This window comes from Companilactobacillus insicii, assembly GCF_003946015.1.
Classification (GTDB): domain Bacteria; phylum Bacillota; class Bacilli; order Lactobacillales; family Lactobacillaceae; genus Companilactobacillus; species Companilactobacillus insicii.
In genome coordinates, this window is sequence record NZ_RHNU01000001.1 from 129,873 (window position 1) to 151,574 (window position 21,702).

The 21,702-nt window shown below is 36.6% G+C and carries 18 protein-coding genes; 15 read left to right on the forward strand and 3 right to left on the reverse strand.

The genetic code is table 11. From position 1 onward, the window contains the following. Window positions 1-9 precede the first annotated feature (9 nt). Window positions 10-798: a type I methionyl aminopeptidase gene (gene map, locus EKM79_RS00680; protein ID WP_125565203.1), complete on the forward strand. Its 789-nt coding sequence runs from the start codon at window positions 10-12 to the stop codon at window positions 796-798. Window positions 799-1,146: 348 nt separating this feature from the next. Here map and EKM79_RS00685 read toward each other — a convergent pair whose 3' ends face one another. Continuing rightward, window positions 1,147-2,010, reverse strand: coding sequence for a LysR family transcriptional regulator (locus tag EKM79_RS00685; protein ID WP_164505960.1), 864 nt, complete (start codon window positions 2,008-2,010; stop codon window positions 1,147-1,149). A gap of 118 nt (window positions 2,011-2,128) precedes the next feature. On the opposite strand from EKM79_RS00685, the gene EKM79_RS00690 reads away from it, so the two are divergent. The 5 genes from EKM79_RS00690 to EKM79_RS00710 all read left to right on the forward strand — a co-directional run bounded on the left by EKM79_RS00690 (window position 2,129) and on the right by EKM79_RS00710 (window position 10,040). Beyond that, window positions 2,129-4,063 carry an aconitate hydratase gene (locus EKM79_RS00690; RefSeq protein WP_125565205.1) on the forward strand — a complete coding sequence of 645 codons (1,935 nt, stop codon included), beginning with the start codon at window positions 2,129-2,131 and terminating at the stop codon, window positions 4,061-4,063. Then, complete coding sequence (locus tag EKM79_RS00695) at window positions 4,050-6,326, forward strand: hydratase (protein ID WP_125565206.1); 2,277 nt, start codon at window positions 4,050-4,052, stop codon at window positions 6,324-6,326. The genes EKM79_RS00690 and EKM79_RS00695 overlap by 14 nt, the downstream gene beginning before the upstream one ends. Then, a complete protein-coding gene (locus EKM79_RS00700) occupies window positions 6,319-7,446 on the forward strand; it encodes an isocitrate/isopropylmalate family dehydrogenase (RefSeq protein ID WP_125565207.1) in 1,128 nt (375 codons plus the stop codon). Before EKM79_RS00695 ends, EKM79_RS00700 begins: the two co-directional genes overlap by 8 nt. A gap of 69 nt (window positions 7,447-7,515) precedes the next feature. Further along, window positions 7,516-8,949, forward strand: coding sequence for a sodium:solute symporter family protein (locus EKM79_RS00705; RefSeq protein WP_125565208.1), 1,434 nt, complete (start codon window positions 7,516-7,518; stop codon window positions 8,947-8,949). A 26-nt stretch (window positions 8,950-8,975) separates the two neighbouring features. After that, window positions 8,976-10,040 carry a lactonase family protein gene (locus EKM79_RS00710; RefSeq protein WP_125565209.1) on the forward strand — a complete coding sequence of 355 codons (1,065 nt, stop codon included), beginning with the start codon at window positions 8,976-8,978 and terminating at the stop codon, window positions 10,038-10,040. A 95-nt stretch (window positions 10,041-10,135) separates the two neighbouring features. Here EKM79_RS00710 and EKM79_RS00715 read toward each other — a convergent pair whose 3' ends face one another. Next, complete coding sequence (locus EKM79_RS00715; protein ID WP_125565210.1) at window positions 10,136-11,122, reverse strand: helix-turn-helix domain-containing protein; 987 nt, start codon at window positions 11,120-11,122, stop codon at window positions 10,136-10,138. Window positions 11,123-11,418: 296 nt separating this feature from the next. Here EKM79_RS00715 and ttdA point away from each other — a divergent pair, with 296 nt between their 5' ends. The 4 genes from ttdA (at window position 11,419) to EKM79_RS00735 (ending at window position 15,574) form a co-directional block, all read left to right on the forward strand. Then, the gene (ttdA, locus tag EKM79_RS00720) at window positions 11,419-12,348 is read left to right on the forward strand and encodes a L(+)-tartrate dehydratase subunit alpha (protein ID WP_125565211.1); all 930 of its coding nucleotides are present in this window, start codon (window positions 11,419-11,421) and stop codon (window positions 12,346-12,348) included. Beyond that, the gene (ttdB, locus tag EKM79_RS00725; RefSeq protein WP_125565212.1) at window positions 12,345-12,956 is read left to right on the forward strand and encodes a L(+)-tartrate dehydratase subunit beta; all 612 of its coding nucleotides are present in this window, start codon (window positions 12,345-12,347) and stop codon (window positions 12,954-12,956) included. The genes ttdA and ttdB overlap by 4 nt, the downstream gene beginning before the upstream one ends. Before the next feature lie 212 nt (window positions 12,957-13,168). After that, window positions 13,169-14,107, forward strand: coding sequence for an L-lactate dehydrogenase (locus EKM79_RS00730; protein WP_125565213.1), 939 nt, complete (start codon window positions 13,169-13,171; stop codon window positions 14,105-14,107). A 42-nt stretch (window positions 14,108-14,149) separates the two neighbouring features. Beyond that, window positions 14,150-15,574, forward strand: coding sequence for a DASS family sodium-coupled anion symporter (locus tag EKM79_RS00735; RefSeq protein WP_125565214.1), 1,425 nt, complete (start codon window positions 14,150-14,152; stop codon window positions 15,572-15,574). 52 nt (window positions 15,575-15,626) lie between these two features. Here EKM79_RS00735 and EKM79_RS00740 read toward each other — a convergent pair whose 3' ends face one another. Further along, window positions 15,627-16,568, reverse strand: coding sequence for a sugar-binding transcriptional regulator (locus tag EKM79_RS00740; RefSeq protein WP_125565215.1), 942 nt, complete (start codon window positions 16,566-16,568; stop codon window positions 15,627-15,629). 161 nt (window positions 16,569-16,729) lie between these two features. Here EKM79_RS00740 and EKM79_RS00745 point away from each other — a divergent pair, with 161 nt between their 5' ends. From EKM79_RS00745 to citF, 5 genes are read left to right on the forward strand one after another with little or no spacing between them, the layout of a single operon-like run. Next, window positions 16,730-17,884: an NAD(P)-dependent malic enzyme gene (locus EKM79_RS00745; protein WP_125565216.1), complete on the forward strand. Its 1,155-nt coding sequence runs from the start codon at window positions 16,730-16,732 to the stop codon at window positions 17,882-17,884. Between the two features lie 24 nt (window positions 17,885-17,908). Then, on the forward strand, window positions 17,909-18,937 hold the full coding sequence (gene citC / locus EKM79_RS00750; RefSeq protein ID WP_125565217.1) for a [citrate (pro-3S)-lyase] ligase: 1,029 nt from the start codon (window positions 17,909-17,911) through the stop codon (window positions 18,935-18,937). 1 nt (window position 18,938) lies between these two features. Further along, window positions 18,939-19,229, forward strand: coding sequence for a citrate lyase acyl carrier protein (gene citD, locus EKM79_RS00755; RefSeq protein WP_125565218.1), 291 nt, complete (start codon window positions 18,939-18,941; stop codon window positions 19,227-19,229). A 2-nt stretch (window positions 19,230-19,231) separates the two neighbouring features. Next, window positions 19,232-20,137 (forward strand): citrate (pro-3S)-lyase subunit beta, encoded by a 906-nt coding sequence (gene citE / locus EKM79_RS00760; RefSeq protein WP_125565219.1) that lies wholly within the window; start codon window positions 19,232-19,234, stop codon window positions 20,135-20,137. Continuing rightward, the gene (gene citF, locus EKM79_RS00765) at window positions 20,127-21,665 is read left to right on the forward strand and encodes a citrate lyase subunit alpha (RefSeq protein ID WP_125565220.1); all 1,539 of its coding nucleotides are present in this window, start codon (window positions 20,127-20,129) and stop codon (window positions 21,663-21,665) included. Before citE ends, citF begins: the two co-directional genes overlap by 11 nt. The last annotated feature ends 37 nt before the right edge of the window (window positions 21,666-21,702 follow it).

Here is a 21,702-nt window from a genome sequence, read left to right on the forward strand (position 1 = left end):
AGGGAAAAAATGATAGCATTAAAGTCAACACGTGAAATAAAGGGCATGCAAGAAGCTGGTGATATTTTAACTGGTTTGTTTCATGAACTTGAGAAATATGTGAAACCAGGATTATCAACTTGGGATATTGATAATTTTTCGTACAAATATATTACCGAACATGGTGCTACTCCAGGAGAACTCAACTTTGAGGGTTATAAGTATTCCACTTGTATTAGTGTTAATGACATGATTTGTCATGGTTGTCCAAGTAAGGATATTATTGTTAAAGATGGCTATTTGATTAAATTAGATACGGTTATTGACTACCGCGGATATTTAAGTGATGCTTGCCATGCATTGGTAGTTGGTGCAGCTAGTCCGGAGGTAAAAAACCTAATGGACGTAACTTTAACAGCACTGTATAAAGGGATTGACCAAGCGGTTGTCGGTAATAGGATAGGCGATATTGGATTTGCAATTCAGGATTATGCTGAAAATGAGTTAGGGTATGGCGTAGTCAGAGATTATATAGGTCATGGAATTGGTCCAACGATGCATGAGGAACCTGATGTTCCTCATTACGGTAAGCCTGGCCATGGTATGCGACTGAAAGCCGGAATGACAATAACAATTGAACCCATGATCAATGTTGGAAGTTTTGAATGTAGCGAACCAGATGAAAATGATGGATGGACGATAAGAACTGTTGATGGTAGTTTGAGTTGTCAATATGAACATACGATAGTAATTACTGATGATGGACCTAAGATTTTAACTTCGTTTGATCATGAGAAAGATTCTAAATATTTACTTTAATGTTAAGGCTTTGGATGTAATGTCTAGAGCCTTTTTTGGTTGAAAAAAGACAGGTAAAATTTTTAAGTTTTACCTGTCTTTAATATTTTAATCGTTAAATTTAGTTTTTAGACGGAGGGATGCTGTGTTCAAAATTTTCAAATCCAACCACATATTTGTAACTGACCATTTTGTTAATTGAAACAACGCATGAAATTTTATTGCTAGGTCCATTATTGGTAATAGCTACAGGGTAGATTACTGTCAAATTGAAACTCCTCGCTTATTCATTTTTATTATTTCGATGGTACAAGTTTATTTTAACCTAGTTTATTTAAATACCAGAACTTTTTGCACATAAATTAGTAATTAATCTACATGATATTGCTTAATAATATAGTCTACAAAACTGGCAACTACCGGAGATCTCAGGCTTTCCTTTCGATAGCATATCCAAGTTGAACGATTGAATGGTCTACCGCTTATCCATGTTAGTGGTTTAGTATAGCCATTAAAGTTATCTAAAACTATTTTTGGTAGAATTGTCCAACCTAATCCTGCTTCAACAAATGCCAGTGCTGTATCGATGTTGCTAGTATTCATTCTAACTGCTGGTAGTTCAGAGAATCTTTCATTGTACCAATGATTTATTTGATCGTTCAAATAGGGATCTGTTTTGTATTGAATATAATCAGAGTCACTTAATTGGTCAAAACTGATTTCTTTTAAGCTTGCTAAGCATAGGGGTTCATCACTTAGCAACTTCTTTTCATCGTTCCATGCGTAACCCTCGCGCAATATACCAACAGAAGTTTCTCTATTTTTTAGTAGAGGATAGACATCCCAGCTGTGTCCTGTCTTAACACTAATATTGACGTGTGGATTCTCTTTTAGGTATGTCTTTAACATGTTTGGAAGTCGATATCTAGCAAAAATTGCAGTAACACCAATTGATAGGGAACCCTGCAATTTGTTTTTGTTACTGAACATATCTGCCTGCATAGTATTGTATTCATCTTTTAAGATTTGACAGTGTTTGATTAATTTTTTTCCAGCGGGTGTGAATTGAATTCCACTATGTTCACGAATTAACAAGGGCGTTTGAAATTCATCTTCCATTTTTTTGATGCGCTTTGTCAGGGCAGGTTGTGATGAATATAGTTTTTCAGCTGTCTTAGTAATATTGAGCTCCTTGTATAAGGTAAGCCATATCTTGACGTCTTTAAAATCCATTTTGTTGCCTCCATAACTTTTGGTAATGGCTAACATAATAATACCATATTTTACAGTATGACTAGCAGCTATTATACTAAGTTTGTAAACAAAATCACAAGCAAGGTCGTGAAATATAATGGGTTTAACAGTTGCAGAAAAATGTATAAAACGTTCCATAGTGTATGGTGATATGACTAAGAGAGGCAGTAGAATAGGTATTCGAGCTCATCAAACTTTGGGTCATGATCTTAACGCAATTATGACTTTTTTGGCACTAGATCAATTAGGTATTGATCATGTGAAAACTGAGCTATCTGTTCAATATATGGATCATAATATGATACAAGCTGATTACAAGAATGCTGATGATCATCGTTTCTTACAAGAGATGACATCTAAATATGGGGTTGTTTGTGCACGTCCAGGTAGTGGTATTTGTCATCAGCTTCATCTTGAATACTTTGGTATTCCTAGTAAGACTTTGATCGGTGGTGATTCACACACTCCTTGCCAAGGTGGTTTAGGAATGTTGGCCATTGGTGTTGGTGGATTTGATGCTGCGATGGCAATGGCTGGTGAGCCATTATATATAAAAATGCCATACATTACAAATGTTCATTTAACAGGACATTTACCAGAAAAAGTTTCAGCTAAGAATATTGTTCTTGAAGTTCTTAGAAGAATCGATGTCAAAGGTGGAGTTGGTAAAATCCTCGAATACACTGGCCCCGGTGTTAAGACATTAAACGTTGCTGAACGTTCAACAATTACCAATATGGGTGCTGAAACAGGAGCAACATCTTCAATATTTCCAAGTGATGAAAATACTAAAGCGTGGATGCATGCATTCCATCGTGAAGAGGATTGGATTCCATTGTCTGCTGATAAAGATGCCCAATATGATGATGTAATTGAAATCAATTTGGACAAATTAGTTCCGTTGATTGCCTTACCTTCGTCTCCAGGTAAAGTAGTTCCTGTTCGTGAAGTAGAAGGAACAAAAATTGATCAAGTAATGTTAGGTAGTTGTACAAACACAGCGCTTAATGATGTTAAATCGTTAGCAAATATTTTCCAAAACAATGAAGTAAGTGACACAGTCGATGCTGCACTTTATCCTTCAACAAAAACAGTAATTGCTGAGAGTATCAAGAGAGGGTTCTTTAATCCTATAGTTAACGCAGGTATTAGAATCTTTGAACCAATGTGTGGTGGATGTAATGGATGTGGGTTTGCTCCACAAACACATGGTGTATCAGTCAGAACTACACCACGTAATTTCCCAGGACGTAGTGGTACCAAAGATGACCAAGTATATTTGGCAGCACCAGAAACCGCTGCAGCATCAGCTATTAAAGGAGTAATTACTGATCCACGTGATCTTGATTTTCCAGAATATCATTATGATTTACCTAATGAATTTATTCAATTGGACAATTTATTCTATAATCCAATCCATGTTGATGAAGTACATTATGGTCCAAATCTAAAGCCAATTCCTCATTTCGACAGGCATCAAGATACAGAGTCAGGAGAGGTATTGCTCAAACTTCCTAACAACATTACGACTGATCATATTTGTCCAGCTGGAGCATTGTATTTACCAATCCGTTCTAATATTCCAGAAATTTCAAGGCATTCATTTATGACAATTGATACTACGTTCCCAGATCGTGCCAAAGCTGCAAATGGTGGCATTTTAGTTGCGGGTGAGAATTATGGACAAGGTTCGAGCCGTGAGCAAGCTGCTATTATCCCACGTTACTTGGGTATTAAAGCAATTATTGCCAAAGACTTTGCTAGATTACACTTAGCTAACTTGGTAAATTGGGGAGTTGTTCCTCTAACGTTTAAGAATGATGAAGATTATCAAGCCATTAATCAAGGCGATGATCTAAAAATAAATTTGAATGAAATGACACCTGACGGAGACATTACTGTCACAAATGAAACACAAAATATCAAGTTCTTTGTCACAACACCATTAAGTATTGAAGATATTGAAACCGTTAAATGGGGTGGCAGATTGAATCAAATGAGAAACAGGAGTGATGAGCATGTTACTGCATGATAATGGACAGTTTTATAAAGATGGTCGTTGGATCAATGCCGAAGGTAAGAGCCATGATGAAATTGAAAATGGTCGAAAAAAAACGATGGCATATCAAATAATAAAAAAGCATAACACTAGTGATTCAATGGAACATTTGAAGCTACGTTTTGATGCAATAGCATCGCATGACATAACTTATGTCAGTATAATTCAAACTGCTAAAGCATCTGGAATCGATCATTTCACCATGCCATATGTATTAACCAACTGCCATAACAGTCTTTGTGCAGTCGGCGGAACAATCAATGCGGATGACCATAGATTTGGTTTGTCAGCTGCTAAAAAATACGGTGGAATTTTTGTACCACCTAATGTGGCTGTTATTCACCAATATATGCGTGAAATGATGGCGGGTTGCGGAAAGATGATTCTAGGCTCGGATAGTCATACTCGTTATGGAGCTATTGGAACAATGGCCATTGGCGAAGGTGGCGGTGAATTGGTCAAACAACTGATGGGCAAAACCTATGATGTAGATTATCCTGAAATTGTCGCGGTATATTTGACTGGATCGCCACGTCCGGGTATTGGACCACAAGATGTTGCACTGAAACTTGTCGGAGAAGTGTTCAACAAGAGATTCGTTAAGAATCGCATTTTGGAATTTGTCGGACCTGGTATCCATTCTCTAGATCAGGATTTTCGTAACGGAATTGATGTCATGACAACTGAAACAACTTGCTTATCGTCAATTTGGGAGACTGATGATACTGTCAAGGGCTGGTTGAAGACACATGGACGTGAAGACGACTATGAGAAGTTATCACCCGATGATGGAGCTTATTATGACAGAAGCATTGAAATTGACCTAAGTAAGATTGAATCAATGATTGCATTACCATTCCATCCAAGTAATGCTTTTAGTATTCATGATTTGAATGATAATTTAGATGAAATTTTGGCTGAAGTTGAACATAATGCTGAATCTCAATTGGATGGAGATAATTTACATCTTCATTTAAGAAATAAAGTCCGTAATGGCAGATTGTATGCACAAGAAGGATCAATTGCTGGATGTGCTGGTGGAACATATGGCAACATTCGTGCTGCTGCTAAGATTTTGGATGGTAATCCAATTAGTACAATGGAATTCCCATTATCGATTTATCCATCAAGTATGCCAATCTATCAGTACCTAGTTGATTCAGGGGATGCATCTAAGATGATGACCTCGGGAGCAATATTTAAGACGGCATTTTGTGGACCTTGTTTTGGTGGTGGTGAAACACCAGCTAATGATACATTAGCTATTCGCCATACGACTAGAAACTTTATTCATAGAGAAGGTTCAAAGCCACAGGAAGGACAACTTTCATCAGTAGCATTGATGGATGCACGTTCAATTGCTGCAAGTGCTTTGAACGGTGGAGCAATTACTGCCGCAACTGACATTGATTTTGAAGAACCGATTAAGCCTATTTATAGTTTTAATCCAAAGATTTATCAAAATTTGATTTTCCATGGAGAAGGAAAAGCCAATAAAGATCAATCATTAATCTTTGGACCAAACATTAAAGATTGGCCTAAATTCTCTGAAATGCCTGATCAGTTATTAACTAAGATTGGTGCTTACTTGGATGAACCTGTTACAACAACTGATGAATTGATTCCATCAGGTGACACTTCGAGTTATCGTTCTAATCCAGAAAGATTAGCTAGCTTTGCATTATCACGTCAAGTTCCAGAATATGTTGGACGTGCAAAGACTATGCGCAAAGCTGAACACGAACGCCTTTCTTCAGAAAATCCAACAGAAGCTGATCCGGATTTAGGAATTGTTTATGATGCAATGAAAAAGGATTTTCCAGATGTAGATGTTGATCAAGTAATGCTTGGAAGCATGATCTATGCAAATCGCCCTGGAGATGGTTCAGCGCGTGAACAAGCTGCGTCATGTCAAAGGGTTCTTGGTGGTATGGTCAATGTTGCACGTGAATACGCTACAAAGAGATATCGTTCAAACTTGATAAATTGGGGTATCTTGCCACTATTAAATCAAAACTTCGAAGCTTCACCTGAAGATTATTTGTATCTCACAGGTATTCATGATTTTCTAAATCAAAAGAGCGGTGAACTGAAAGGTTACCTATTCCATGAGGGTAATTGGACAACCTATACTTTTGAAATCGGTGAACTTACTAATGATGAAAGGAAAATATTGTTATCTGGTTGCTTAATCAATTTAGATAAGAAAGAAATGTTGGCGAGAACTTATGGATAGTGTAATTAAAAAAAGTGTTTCAGATGCGTTTTCAGATATTATTTCAGAAGAGAAAGATCGTGAGGATAAACTCAATAACCAAGTCACTCCAAAATTAAAAACGAATACTATTGGCATTCTACCAGGGGATGGCATTGGACCTAGATTAATACATCAAGCTAAACGAGTTCTGAATTACTTGATGTCTCCTGAGATTGGTTCAGGAAAGCTTCATCTTGAAGATATAACTGGATGTACCATAGAAGCAAGAACTGCTGCTGGTGAGGCGGTTCCAAGCGAGGTTATGGATCAAATTAAAACATATCCAGTGTTATTAAAGGGACCAATGGTCACACCACGTGGAAATGATGGATCAAAAAATGTTGAAAGTGCTAATGCCTTTTTACGTAGAAATCTGGACCTATATGCAAGTATTCGTCCAATGCAAGTTGGAAATCAGGATTGGACTTTCTTTAGAGAGAATATTGAAGGACCATATTTATTTGGTAGTAAGGGACTAGCCGTGGACGATGAATTAGCAATTGATTTCGTAGTTTTGACTAAGAAAGAAGCCACTAGACTTGCTCATAAAGCTTTTGCGTATGCTGATGCACATGGCAAGACTGAGGTTGCAGTTGTTACTAAGGCAAACATTGTTAAATTAACAGATGGTAATTTTGTTAAAGCTTGCCAAGAAGTTGCTAAAGATTATCCAAACATCACATTAACTCCATATTTTGTTGATGCAATGGCTGCTAATCTGCATGATCCCAAATTTGGTAATCAGCTTCAAGTTGTAGTCCTGCCTAATTTGTATGGTGATATCATTACTGATATTGCGGCTCAGTTACAAGGTGGACTTGGCTCAGCTGGATCAGCTAATATTGGTGATAACTATGCAATTTTTGAAGCTATTCACGGAACCGCACCATGGCTATTTGAACATCATTTGGAAGATTATGCTGATCCGCGTAGTTTGATGCGTGCTGTTGTAATGCTGTTAGATCATATTGGTTACACTGATCAAGCAAACCGATTATCCAGTGCGTTAAATAAGCTGAGTAATAAAGCTGATTTACCAAACGTTGATAATAATTTCACAACAAATGACTATGTAACAAAATTGATTGATAACTTGTAATAAATAATTGCCTGATTTTGAATTAATATCCAAAAACTATTTTGAAATTAACTTATGGGGGCGAAACTTATGAAACTTGGATCAACTTCCGTCATTATTATTCTTGGCGTGGTAGTCGCGTATATAATCTTAACCGGCTATTTAAGTGTTAGATGGAGCGGCAAAACTAATGATGATTTTATGACTGGTAGTCGTGGGCTGCCAACCTTTATTATTGGTGTTTTATTGATGTCTCAGTTTATTGGAGCAGTTACTTTGGTTGGGACTGCACAAACCGCATTCTCTAGTGGTGTTGCTGCTATGTGGTCTGTAATCGCTGCCACAATAGGATTTATAATTTATGGACTTTTCATTGTTAAGAAGTTGTATGGAACTGGCGGTTTCACAATTTCAGGTATCTTGGAAAACAAGTTTGGTCCATCAACGAAGTACATCGTTTCTATTATTATGATTTACGCACTATTTTTAACTAATGTGGCTAACTATATTAGTGGTGCAAGTATTCTTTCGACTATTTTAAATATGAATCTCAACGTAGCAATGATCGTTGTTGGTATCGTCGGTACCTTTTACTTCTGTATTGGTGGTATGAAAAGTGTCGCATATGTTACGGCTATTCATACTTTTGTTAAGTATTTAGGATTAGTTATTACATTAGCAGTTGCCTTGTTCTTAACTAAAGGACTTGGTCCAGTTATGCACGGATTGCCCCACTATTATTTCACCGGAGCAGGTAAGATTGGCTGGGGAACAATAATTGGTTGGATCATTACTTCAACTGGTTCGATCTTTTCAACACAATATATTTTGCAGTCAGTTTCATCATCAAAAAATGCTAAGAGTGCGCAAAAAGCAACATTCTTAGCTGCTGGAATTACACTTCCATTAGCATTTATCTTGGCCTTGATTGGTGTTTGTGCCCGTTATCTATTTCCTAAGATTAATAGTTTGTATGCATTGTCAGTATTCATCGGTCATATGAATATCGGATTGGCTACTATTGTCGCAACTGGATTATTAGCCGCAGTTTTCATCGCTGTCAGTGCACTGTCACTAGGTGCTGTGTCATTAATTGTTCAAGATTTTTATGTTCCACACTGGAAACCAGAACCTAAACAACAATTACGTGTAACTAGAATTATTTCTGTTGTTGTTGGTCTATTGCCAATTGTTTTTGCATCAATCACACCACAAGTATTATCTATGTCATTCTTTACTAAAGCAGTTCGTGTTTCAATTGCTATCGTTGCCGTTGTGGCATTCTACCTACCACATTTTACTGATACTCGTGGAGCAAATATTTCATTAGTTGGTACAGCAATTATTTCTACAGTTTGGTTTGTTATGGGTGATCCATTTGGAATAAATGATGTTTTCGTAGCATTATTGACACCACTTATCATAATGACCATTTACAAATTGGTCATGAAACTTGCCCATAAGACGGTTAGCTGTGAGAGTGCAAGTGTAGATGCTCAACCAATTGAACACAACAAAGCATAAAAATACTTATATTAGGAGATATTATTATGAATTATCGTAAGTACGTTTACGTTGGCTGTCGTACGACCAAAGCACGTCATGCCATTGGTAAAGGAATATCAGTTTATGGTGTTAATGATCAAGGTGGCTGGGATTTATTAAACATAACTAAGGATTTAGAAAATCCATCTTTTTTAACACTTGATAATACTAAAAAATTCCTATATGCGATTCATGGTGATTTTGGGGACATTACTGCTTTTAAAATTTTGGAAAATGGGAAATTGGAAAGACTTAACTCAATTACTCTAGATGCAAAGAATCCTGTTCATGTAATAATGTCCGCAAATAACCGTTTCTTAGTTATTCCATTTTTACAAACTGGAGATGTTGTGACAGTTGAACGGAATGTTGAAACTGGTGAACTTATCAAAGTTGCATCAAGAAAAATTGTTAAAGGTATTACCGAAGATGATGTATCACATCCTCATATGATTTGTTTTGACAAAACTGGTAAACGAATATTAGTACCTTGTCAAGGACGTGAAGCTGGGGTAAGTAAGGTCGTTGTATTTGATTTTGATCCCGATAGTGGTGAACTGACACAAGTCTTTGAACGTAAGACTAGATTGGGTGCTGAAGCGCGTCATGTCGCAATGCATCCAAATGGTAAGTTTGCTTATTTGGTAAGTGAAAAGGATAGTACTATTGGCTATTACTCGTACGATGAAGTCAATGGTGCAGCTATCCCAATGCAAATTTTGAGTACAATGCCGGACACTAAGACTGGAGATTGTTGGGCAAGTGGCGTTGCTATGGATAATGATGGTAAGTATGTTTATGTATCAAATAGGTCAGATAATTCTGTTACGTGGTATAGCATTGACCAAAAGACAGGCTATTTAACATTAATTGACAATGTTAGTTGCATGGGTCACCATCCAAGATTTATTGTTTTTGGTCCTACAGCACGTCATTTGTATATTGCCAATAAGAATACTCATACTATTTATCGTTACACGAAGGGAGATGATGGCACTTTAACTGAGCCAACGTTAATGGCAGAAACAGGTAGCCCAACTTGTATTGCCTTTTCTTGGACAGCTAAATAATGATTCATGAGAACTAATCATAACTTTTTACAACTATTAAACTATTCAAAAAGATCCAGGTAAAAATAGAAATATTTTACCTGGGTCTTTTTGTCTTAATTATGTTTGACCACACTCTGAATATCACTCATAAGTGATTTATACTTTTTCTGATATTTACGAAATTCACAAGTACGGCATGGACTATTATTATTTTCAATTTGCAAATGGCTTTTAATAATTTTTTCAGATAAGTGTTTATTATCTAAACTAAGCTCCTGCTTGAATTTACTATCAGATTTGACCAAATTAGGTGTTAATTGTTTTCTGTACGAAGTTGGCGTCATACCGAAGTGTTTTTTAAAGCTTTGATTAAATATTTTTAAATCGTGGAATCCAACCTGATATGCGATTGAAGAAATATTGTCAGTACTTCTGGTCAATTCTCGAATTGCCTGTTGAAGGCGACAGCGTGTGACGTATTCGGAATAAGTAATTCCTAGTTGTGATTTTAGTAACTTAGATAAATAAGTCGGTGAATAGTTAACTTGTTTAGCCAGCATTGAAAGTGAGATTTCTTCACTAAAATGATTTTCTAAGTATTCTGTTAGCTTCGATATAGCGTTTTGATGTTTAGGAGTTGCCATAGTTGTATTGTACGATTTATCAGGTATATAAAATCTTGATAGCAGTTTGAGAAAATCAAAGTATGCAGAGGTCTGCGACAACTTATTATCAGGATAAGTTAGATTGGCAAGGGATGAACGAATGGGTTCGTATAATGGATTGATGTGCTCAGCTACAGTATTTAACTGAAATTTTCCAGAATTATAGTTAGACCCAGTGATTTTCAAAGCCTCTGGTCTAATATGTATCCTAAGCATCACACTATTAGCAACTTTAGAAAATGTCGCATGCCCACGGTTTGGATTGATTACTAACAAATCATTTGGTGCCATAGTAAAGACTTCACCTTCGACATTGGCCTCAACTGTACCGGTTAGTAACCAGAGTAGTTCAATGTCAGGATGCCAATTATAATGATAGCTGCCAATTTCATAAATTAGTTCGTCATAGTTCACTGTTACCTTGTATTCTGGCATAATAATCCCTTCCTTTATTTATAATTTAGATGTATAGCTCCTTTCCCGCAATTAACTCTAATAGTCAAATGACAAAAAAGACCTAGGGGTAATTTTTACTATAAATATTGTTGTGTGATGTATTAAAGACTAATTTTATCGCCAAAAGCATAGTGTGTAATTGCCATTGTTCAAAATAATTATGGCAAAATTGACCAAATTTAATGAGATGGTCATAACGCAAATTGAATGACTAACGGATAGTTTAGTTTGTCTGTGCATCGTATCATGTAGTCAGAAATAAGGGAGGTAGTCAAATGTCAGTAGCTACTTATGAGTATGAAACAAAAACGTTGTCTCCAAAGGCGATTAGATTACGTGATATGTTGGTAAGTTATATGAAGATTGTTAGTCGTCGTTTACCAGACGATGTTAATAAGAAATTAGTGGAGTTATCAAAAATTGAAGTCGATCCACTACAAGAATTGGTTTATAGCACAATGAAGGAAAATCAAATGCTGGCTGAAAAGCTCAAGCGACCAAGTTGTCAGGATACTGGTGTCGTACAATTCTTCGTTAAAGTTGGTAGTAATTTTCCATTACTTGGAGAGTTGCATGACATTCTGACAGATGCAGTAGTCGAAGTTACTAAGGAAGCTCCATTACGTCATAATGCCGTTCAGACCTTTGATGAATTCAATACTGGTTTGAATATCGGTAAAGGTGTTCCCAATATTATTACTGAGATTGATGGGAATAGTGACAAGCTTGATATGTATGTCTATCTTGCCGGTGGTGGTTGTTCATTACCTGGTATTGCTAAAGTACTTATGCCTGGTGAAGGATATGAAGGAATTGTCCGTTTCGTCATGGATCAAATGACTAGTTATGGTATTAATGCTTGTCCACCGTTATTAGTAGGGATCGGAGTTGCTAATTCGGTTGAAATGGCTGCAATGAATTCGAAGTTAGCTTTGATGAGACGTGTAGATAGTGTAAGTCCTAATGCTAATGCGGCTAAGATGGAAAGATTATTCGAAGATGGAATCAATTATATTGGTTTGGGACCACAAGGATTAGGTGGCAAGAAGTCAGTTATGGGAGTCAATATTGTTAATACAGCTCGTCATCCATCAACTATTGGTGTTGGATTGAGTGTAGGTTGTTGGTCACATCGTCGTGGTCGTATTGTATTAGATGGAGATTTAAATTATGAATTACCATTAAACAAAGGAGTAGAGATATGAGAGAATTTCACTTAAAAACACCAATCAAAGATGAAGATTTAGCAGATATTCGTATCGGTGATATTGTCTACTTAGATGGTATTATTGTAACCTGTCGTGATGTTGCCCACCGTCGTGTTGTTGAGGAAAAACGTAAATTACCAGTTAACGTAAAAGGAAAAGCAATTTTACACGCTGGCCCAATTGTTCGTCAAAAAGATGACGGCAGTTATGAAATGGTTGCGGTTGGTCCAACGACAAGTAGTCGTATGGAAAAGTTTGAAGAACAATTTGTTAAAGAAACAGGTGTTAAATTGATTGTTGGTAAAGGTGGCATGGGTCCTGGGACTGAGCGTGCATGTAAGAATTACAAAGCACTGCATCTGGTATATCCAGCTGGAAATGCCGTGTATGCTGCCACAAAGGTACAACGTATCATTGATGCACAATGGAAGGATCTAGGGATGCCTGAAACACTTTGGGTCAATCAAGTTAAGGATTTTGGTCCATTGATAGTATCAATAGATACTAATGGGGATAATCTATTCGAAAAGAATAAGGTTGAATTCAATCGTCGCAAAGAAGAGAAAATTAAAGAGATAAGTAAACAAGTTAGCTTTATTAAATAGAAACCACCTGCCAAGGTGGCTTTTTTTTCACAATTTTATGTCAACGCTTACAAGAAAATTTAAAAAACTTGTAAAAAAATAAACAACTATTTTTAAAAACTTAAAAATTCTCGGTATATTTTGCATTTTGTTAACAAAATCACATTACTTTGTGTTATTATGTTTGTGAAAGATGATACAAGGATTTGTATTAGTAGAAAGAAGGTTTCAATATGGTACGTAAAAACAAAGTTCTTCTTGTTGGAGATGGAGCTGTTGGATCATCCTTTGCTTTTTCATTATTACAAAATACTGATTTCTTAGATGAATTGGTTATTGTCGATATTAAGCAGGATAAGATTCAAGGGGATGCTCTAGATCTAGAGGATGTTACTTCTATGAGTTCACCAGTTAATGTCCATTCTGGTTCATATGATGATGCTAGTGATGCTGACATTGCAGTTATTACTGCTGGTATTCCTCGTAAACCAGGTGAGACAAGATTGGATCTTGTCGCAAAGAACGAAAAGATTTTGAAATCAATTGTTGGTCCAATAGTAGATAGCGGATTTGATGGAATTTTTGTTGTTTCGAGTAATCCTGTTGATATTTTGACAACATTAACGCAAAAATTGTCAGGATTCCCAAGAGAAAAAGTTATCGGAACTGGTACATCACTTGATACTGCTAGATTGCACGTTGTTCTTGCTAAGACATGTAATGTTCCAGTCAACCAAGTTAACGCATATGTTTTAGGTGAACACGGTGATACTTCTTTCGTTAATTTTGATGAGGCTTTAGTTGCAGGTAAGTCATTGAGTGAATGTCTAGACTTGACCGAAGACGTTAAGTCAGATATCGAAACTAAGGTACGTAAAAAAGGTGGTAAGATTATTGGCTTGAAGGGTGCAACATTCTATGGTGTGGCTCGTAGTCTATCACAAATTTGTAAAGCAATTTTAGAGAACCAAGATACTGTATTACCAGTATCTGCTCCAATCGAACATCATTATGGATTGGAAGAAAAATTATATATTGGTACACCAGCTGTAATTAATGGTAGTGGTATTGCCGGTGTTATTGAAACAGCCTTGAGTTCAGAAGAAGTTCATAAAATGCAACATTCAGCAACAAAGATGCAAGAAGTATTGGATAGCTTAACGGTTAAATAGTTTATATAAAATAGTTGATAAAAAGTATGTTAGTTCTTGGAGATGGAAGATATGTTAGAAAAGGTTAAATATAAGGGATTTATTTGGCCTGTTGTAATTGGATTAATTATCTGGTTTACAACAGGAATCAGACCAAGTGGTGTAAGCGTTGAAGCTTGGCATATGTTAGCAATATTCGTTGGTACTATCATTGGATGTATCACACAACCTCTATCAATTGCCGGTGTTACTCTGATCGGATTTACATTGACAGTTGGTGTTGGTCTATCAGACATGAAGACAAGTTTGTCAGCTTTCAGTAATTCAGCCGCTTGGTTGATTGCAATGGCATTCATGTTATCACGTGGTATTATTAAGACCGGCTTGGGACGTCGTGTTGCTTTGTACTTCGTTAGATTATTTGGTAAACGTACATTGGGATTAGCATATTCAATCATGGGTATTGATCTTGTTACTTCACCAGCTATTCCAAGTAATACAGCACGTGCTGGTGGTGTTGTATATCCAATTATTGAATCACTTGCTAGAACATTTGGTTCAAAAACAGAAGATGGTACTCAAAGAAAAATGGGTGCTTATCTAGTATTTACAGAATTTCACGCAAACTTATTAACTAGTGCATTATTTATGACAGCTATGGCTCCTAACTTGGTTACAGCTCAATTAGCTGCTAAGTTACATGTCAATTTGACATGGATGGGTTGGTTCATTGCTGCATCAGTTCCAGTTGCAATTTGTTTGGCAGTTGTTCCTTGGATCATCTATAAAATGTATCCACCAGAAATTAAAGAAACACCTAACGCAAAGAGTTGGGCTGAAAAAGAATTATCTGATATGGGTAAGATGAAATTATCAGAAAAAATCATGGGTTCAGTATTCCTATTGACTCTTGTTTTATGGATGCTTTCAAGCATTATTGGTATGGATGCTACATTCGTTGCTTTCCTAGCTATTTCTATCTTACTTGTTACAGGTGTTCTTTCAGTTAAAGATTTATTGCACGAAACAGGTGCTTGGAACGTATTGATTTGGTTATCAGTTCTAGTATTTATGGCTGGTAAATTAACTGAATTTGGTTTCATTACATGGATGTCAAAGAGTATTGCTAGTGGATTACATGGTGTTAGTTGGGTAGTTATGTTAGCAGTATTGGCTATCGTTCTATTCTACTCACATTACCTATTTGCTAGTGCAACAGCTCACGTTTCAGCTATGTACGCTCCATTCTTAGCAGTTGCTATTTCAGCTGGTGCCCCAGCTCAAATGTCAGCTATGCTATTAGCTATGATTACAGCTGTTATGGCTTCAACAACTCACTATGCTAACGGACCTGCATCAGTTCTTGCTGGATCAGGTTATGTTAAACAAGGTGATTGGTGGAAGATGAACTTTGTTCTAGGTATTTTCTACCTATTAGTAATCGGAATTGTCGGACCATTGTGGATGAAAGTTATCGGTCTTTGGTAGTTGATTTCATTAAAAAGACGATATTGGAAGTCCTCCAATATCGTCTTTTTGTTTAATCAGTTTCATTTTCAAGTCTTAGAGCAATTGCCTCTGTCATAACCATATCGGTAAAGAAGTCACCACGTAGAGCACCAAGTGCAGCTTTGTACTTAGCTTTACTTTGAACAATGGCAAATCTTCGTGAAACATTCATGATGTTGTTCAGTGGTATCGATAAGGTTTTATCGTCATCGAGATTTAAGACATTACCGTCTATATCGTATGGACGTCCGTAGACCATCCCGACAATTTTATCGAGATCAACTTTAGGGAATATCTTAGTCTTGTTGTCGTGCCATACGTCGATGGAATCCACGGAGGCAAGTGTACCGAGTCCACATATTAACAAATCAGCTTTTTCAGCAATATCGAAGGCTCGTTTTGATGAAGGTTCCTCCATGAAACCATCTCTGACTTCATCATTTATGATATATAATGGACCAGGCATGGTGTAGTAAGGAACATCATATTTTGATGCAGCTTGTTGAACCATGCGCATAGAACCTGATGATGATTTATATTTCATGTTTTCACCCATAAATTGGGTAAATACTAAATCATCTTGAGAACTTTTATTGAAATGGTCTAAGACTTCATAGACTGTTTCTCCCCAAGATAACCCTACGACGTTGCAATTTTTTATGATTGCTTGTGTTTGAACCGCAGAGAAAGATGAAATCAATTCGTCTCTCTTGGTTGGATTTATTGGGTCCTTTATGACGTATAAGTGATTGATATTGAACTTGTTTAATAATTTTCGTTCAAGCTCAACATTTCTCTCGTAACCAGAATGGATATTAATATCAACAATTCCAGTTGTTAATGCTTCATCTAGATATTTTAGGATCAAATAACGACTGATGGAGTACTTCTTACTAATGTCGTTGATAGACATTTTACTTAAGTAGTAATCTTGCGCCAGATTTCCTAATAAAATATTATGTTCTGCTTTCATTAGAATCTCCTTGTTCGTGTTTTTATTAATTATATCATCATCGCAGTATTTTTCATATTTTAAAATTAGTTTTTAAAGTTTTAAAAAAATAAAGCTAAATTTTACAATATTTTAAAAGAGTGCTATCTTTATATATGAGATAAAGAACAGGAGATGATTGGATGGAAGATGATGATAAGATTTTATCTCTTCATGCCAAAAATCGAGGAGTACTAGGTATTTCTCCTAGCCTCGATGTAAAGAATAAACGAGAACTTGGAGAGGCATATACACCAGGTGTTGCTGTTATTTCGAAGTTCATTGAACGTTATCCAGAAATGAAAGCAAAGTACACAATGAGTGGTAAATTAGTTGCACTTGTGACTGATGGCTCAGCGGTATTGGGATTAGGAAATATTGGACCAGCTGGTGGCTTACCGGTTGTAGAAGGTAAGGCCTTGTTGTATAAGGACTTGTCTGGAGTAGATGCTATTCCTTTGACAGTGGATCAAGTTCCAGTTGATGAATTTGTTCAGACATTAAAGAATATGTCTAAATCATTTGCCGGATTTCATTTGGAAGATATTGCGGCTCCTAAATGTTTTGAAATCGAAGAGAAGCTTGCTAAAGAAGTTAATATTCCTGTTTATCATGACGATCAAGAAGGTACAGCGGTTGTTGTTTTGGCTGGATTAATCAATGCAGCTAAAGTTACAGGTAAAAAGTTAGAAGATATGAAGGTTCTACTTAACGGTGTTGGGGCTTCTGGTGTAGCAACGGCTAGATTGTTGTTAGCAGCTGGCATTAAAGACTTAACATTGGTTGATATTCATGGACCAGTATCTAAAGATGACATTACCTATAATAGGTATCAACGTGAAGTTGCTGCGGCGAGTTCTAACCAAACTAAGTATCAATCATTAGATGATGCGATTGTTGGTAAAGATGTTTTCATCGGATTATCTGACGCTGATGTTTTGAACAAAGAACAAGTCAAGACGATGGCAAGTGATCCAATTATTTTTGGTTTGGCTAATCCTAAGCCTGAGATTGATCCTAAAGATGCTAAAGAAGCAGGTGCTTCAGTAATTGCTACAGGTTCAAGTCAGTATCCTAATCAAGTTAATAATATCTTGGTTTTCCCAGGATTATATAAGGGTATCTTATCTTCAGGTCTGAAGAAAGTTACTTTAGGTTTGGAACAAGCAATTGCTCAAGGATTGGCAGATCTAGTTTCCAATCCTGATGCAGAGAAGATTGTTCCCGGTGTATTTGACAACGGTGTTGTAGAGACGGTTTCATTGGCAGTTATTAAATATGCTGAAGAAAACAAGTAATTAATAGTAATCGGAAGTGTTTAAATGGAAGTTCGTGAGATTAATATTGCAATTCCTCGTTATCGTCGTAAATGGCAATCATTTATGGAGATAAATGGAATCACTGAATTCAGTCCTAATGAAGTGAATACAATTGAAAAGACTTTTCTTTGGGAAGAAGACGGTGATCGTGCTGCAACGGGTTCAATTGCTGGTAATGTGATTAAATATGTTGCTGTCTGTTCTAAATACAAAGAGGGCGGTGCATTATTCAATCAAGTTGTAAGTTACTTGTTGCAACAAGCCGCACAAATGGGACGTTTCCATTTATTCGTTTTTACCAAGCCAAAATACGTTCAGAGTTTTGAATATGTTGGCTTTAAAAAGTTAGCTGTCAGTGATACTGGGGCAATTCTAGAAACAGGAGTACCCGGTGTTACGGAATACATTGAGAAACTTCCACATTTTGAAGGTAAAATTGGATCAATCGTAATGAATGCTAATCCATTCACTTTGGGACACAGACGACTAGTTGAAGTCGCTAGTTCCAAGAATGATCATGTTTATGTTTTTGTCGTGAAGAATGATGTGTCATTATTTACTTATTCAGAGCGTATTGAACTAGTAAAACAGGACGTTAAGGATTTGACGAATGTGACAGTTGTATCTGGGAATGATTACATTATTAGTCCTGCAACTTTTCCAGCCTACTTTTTAAAGTCTGATCAGGAGATTGGAGCCTATCAAGCAAAACTGGATGCAATTCTATTCAAAAACCAAATTGCTAAGCCTCTGGGAATTACCACACGTTATCTTGGAAAAGAGCCATATTCAAAGACAACTGATAGTTATAATCATGAGCTTCTAGATATTTTGCCTCCAGAAGTTAATGTTGAAATAATTGATCGTAAAACTGCAGACGACAAAATCATCTCCGCAACAAAAGTTCGCCAAGCAATTGTAGATGACGATCAAGACTTACTACATGAATTCCTACCAAAGACAACATGGGAATTCGTTAAAAATAATTATCCAAATTTAAAAGAAAGACTGATAAGGAAGGGAAGTAAGTAAAATGGGAATTAAAGAAACAGCACTTGCTGGTACTTTGGAATCATCAGATATTCAAATTACTTTGAGTGAGGGAACTGGAATCAATATTGATTTGGATTCTTCAGTTGAAGCACTATATGGTGATCAAATTAAAAAGGTTATCACAGACACATTGAACAAATATGGAATTACAGATGCAAAAGTCAAAGCAGTTGATAAGGGTGCCTTGGATTGTGTAGTTAAAGCTCGTACTATGGCAGTCGCACAACGTGCCTTGGGTACAACTGACGAACCAAACTGGGAGGTACTCTAATCATGGAAGAACGTTTACGTCGTACAATGATGTTTGTTCCTGGTAATAATTCAGGAATGGTTAAAGATGCTGGTATCTATGGAGCAGATTCAATCATGTTTGATCTTGAAGACTCTGTCTCAATGGACCAAAAGGATGCCGCAAGAATTTTAGTTTATGAAGCATTACAGACTCAAGATTATGGAAATGCTGAATTGGTTGTTCGTGTTAACGGAATTGACACACCATTTTTCAGAAGTGATGTTTTTGCAATGGTTAAGGCGGGTATCGAAGTTATTCGTCTACCTAAGGTTGAATCAGCACAAATGATGAAAGACCTTGTTTCAACAATTGAAGAAGCTGAGAAAAAATTCGGCATCAAAGTCGGTACTACACACGTTATGGCAGCTATTGAAAGTGCTCGTGGAGTTATGAAATGTCTTGAAATTGCTGAAAGCTCAGATAGAATGATCGGTTTAGCATTATCAGCCGAAGATTACACTACTGATATGAAGACACACCGTTATCCAGATGGAGCAGAATTGGAATTTGCACGTAACATGATTTTGCATGCTGCACGTGCCGCTGGAATCGCAGCATTTGATACTGTATTCACAAACATGAATGATGTTGAAGGATTCGAACGTGAAACTAAACATATTCATCAATTAGGATTCGATGGTAAGTCATTAGTTAACCCTCGTCAAATTGATTGGGTAAACAAAGTCTTCGAACCAACTAAGAAAGAAATTGAAAATGCCTTGGATGTTGAAGCTGCTATTGAGGAAGCTAAATCTAAGGGTTCAGGTGTTATCTCAATGAATGGACAAATGGTCGATCGTCCAGTTGTCTTGAGAGCACAACGTGTAATGCGCTTAGCCAAAGCATCACATTTGATTAATGAGGAGGGTGAATACATTGAAGAATAATGTCGGACGCGAAATACCAGATGAGATTTTAAATGAAAAGGATTATAAGACTTTTAAGTCTGTAGATATTGGTAATCCAGAAAAACAACGTGTTGCTCCTAAAGTTAGTGTATCTACTGGGGACGACAAGGTTGTTGATTCACTAGAAGATGTAGTTAAAGAGAATGTTAAAGATGGTATGACTATTTCATTCCATCACCACTTCCGTGAAGGTGACTTTGTATTTAACAAAGTTATGGATATCATCATCAATGCTGGTATCAAAGATTTGACACTTGCCCCTTCATCATTAACAAATGTTATGAATGACAAAGTTGTTGAAGCAATCAAGGCTGGAACAATTACAAATATCACTAGTTCAGGTATGCGTGGTAGTTTGGGTGAAGCAGTTTCTCACGGTCTATTAAAGAACCCTGTTATTTTCCGTTCACACGGTAACAGAGCTAGATCAATAGAAGAAGGAGAAATCAATATTGACGTTGCCTTCTTAGGTGTACCAAATTCTGATCGTTTAGGTAATGCTAACGGTATGAATGGTGATGCTGCCTTTGGTTCACTTGGTTATGCTTTGATGGATGCTAATTATGCTAATAAAGTTGTCTTATTAACTGATAACTTAGTTGACTATCCAAACACACCAGCTTCAATCAAACAAACACAAGTTGATTATGTTGTTAAGGTTGATAAAGTTGGTGATCCTGACCGCATCGGTACAGGTGCTACTAGATTTACTAAGAATCCTAAGGACTTGAAGATTGCTAAGATGGTTAATGATGTAATTATTCATTCACCATACTTCAAACAAGGCTTCTCATTCCAAACAGGTTCTGGTGGTGCTGCACTTGCTGTTGCTAGATTCTTACGTCAATCAATGATTGATAATGATATTAAGGCATCATTTGCTTTAGGTGGTATTACAAAACCTATCGTTGATCTTCTTGAAGAAGGACTCGTTAACAAAGTTATGGATGTTCAGGACTTTGATAAGGGTGCTGCTAGTTCAATGAAGAATAACAAGAACCAACAAGAAATCGACGCTTCATGGTATGCTGATCCCGATAATAAGGGTGCAATGGTTGATCAATTGGATGTTGCCATTCTTTCAGCTCTTGAAATTGATACAGATTTCAATGTTAATGTTATGACAGGTTCAAATGGTGTTATCCGTGGTGCCGTTGGTGGACATCAAGATGCTGCTACATCTAAGATGACAATCATTTCTGCTCCATTGACACGTGGTCGTATTGCTACTGTCGTTCCCAAGGTAAGTACAGTAGTTACACCTGGTGACTCAATCGATGTTTTGGTTACTGAAGTTGGTATTGCAGTTAACCCTAAACGTAAAGATTTAGTTGAAGCCTTCAAGAAGGTTCCAGGATTACCACTTGTTTCAATTGATGAACTTCAAAAGCGCGCTGAGAAGATTGTTGGTAAGCCAGAAGAAATTCAATATACTGATAGAACAGTCGCATTAGTTGAATACCGTGATGGTACATTAGTTGATGCTATTAAAGAAATTAAAGATTAATATTAAAGGAGTAAAAACTAATCGTGAATGGTTTTTG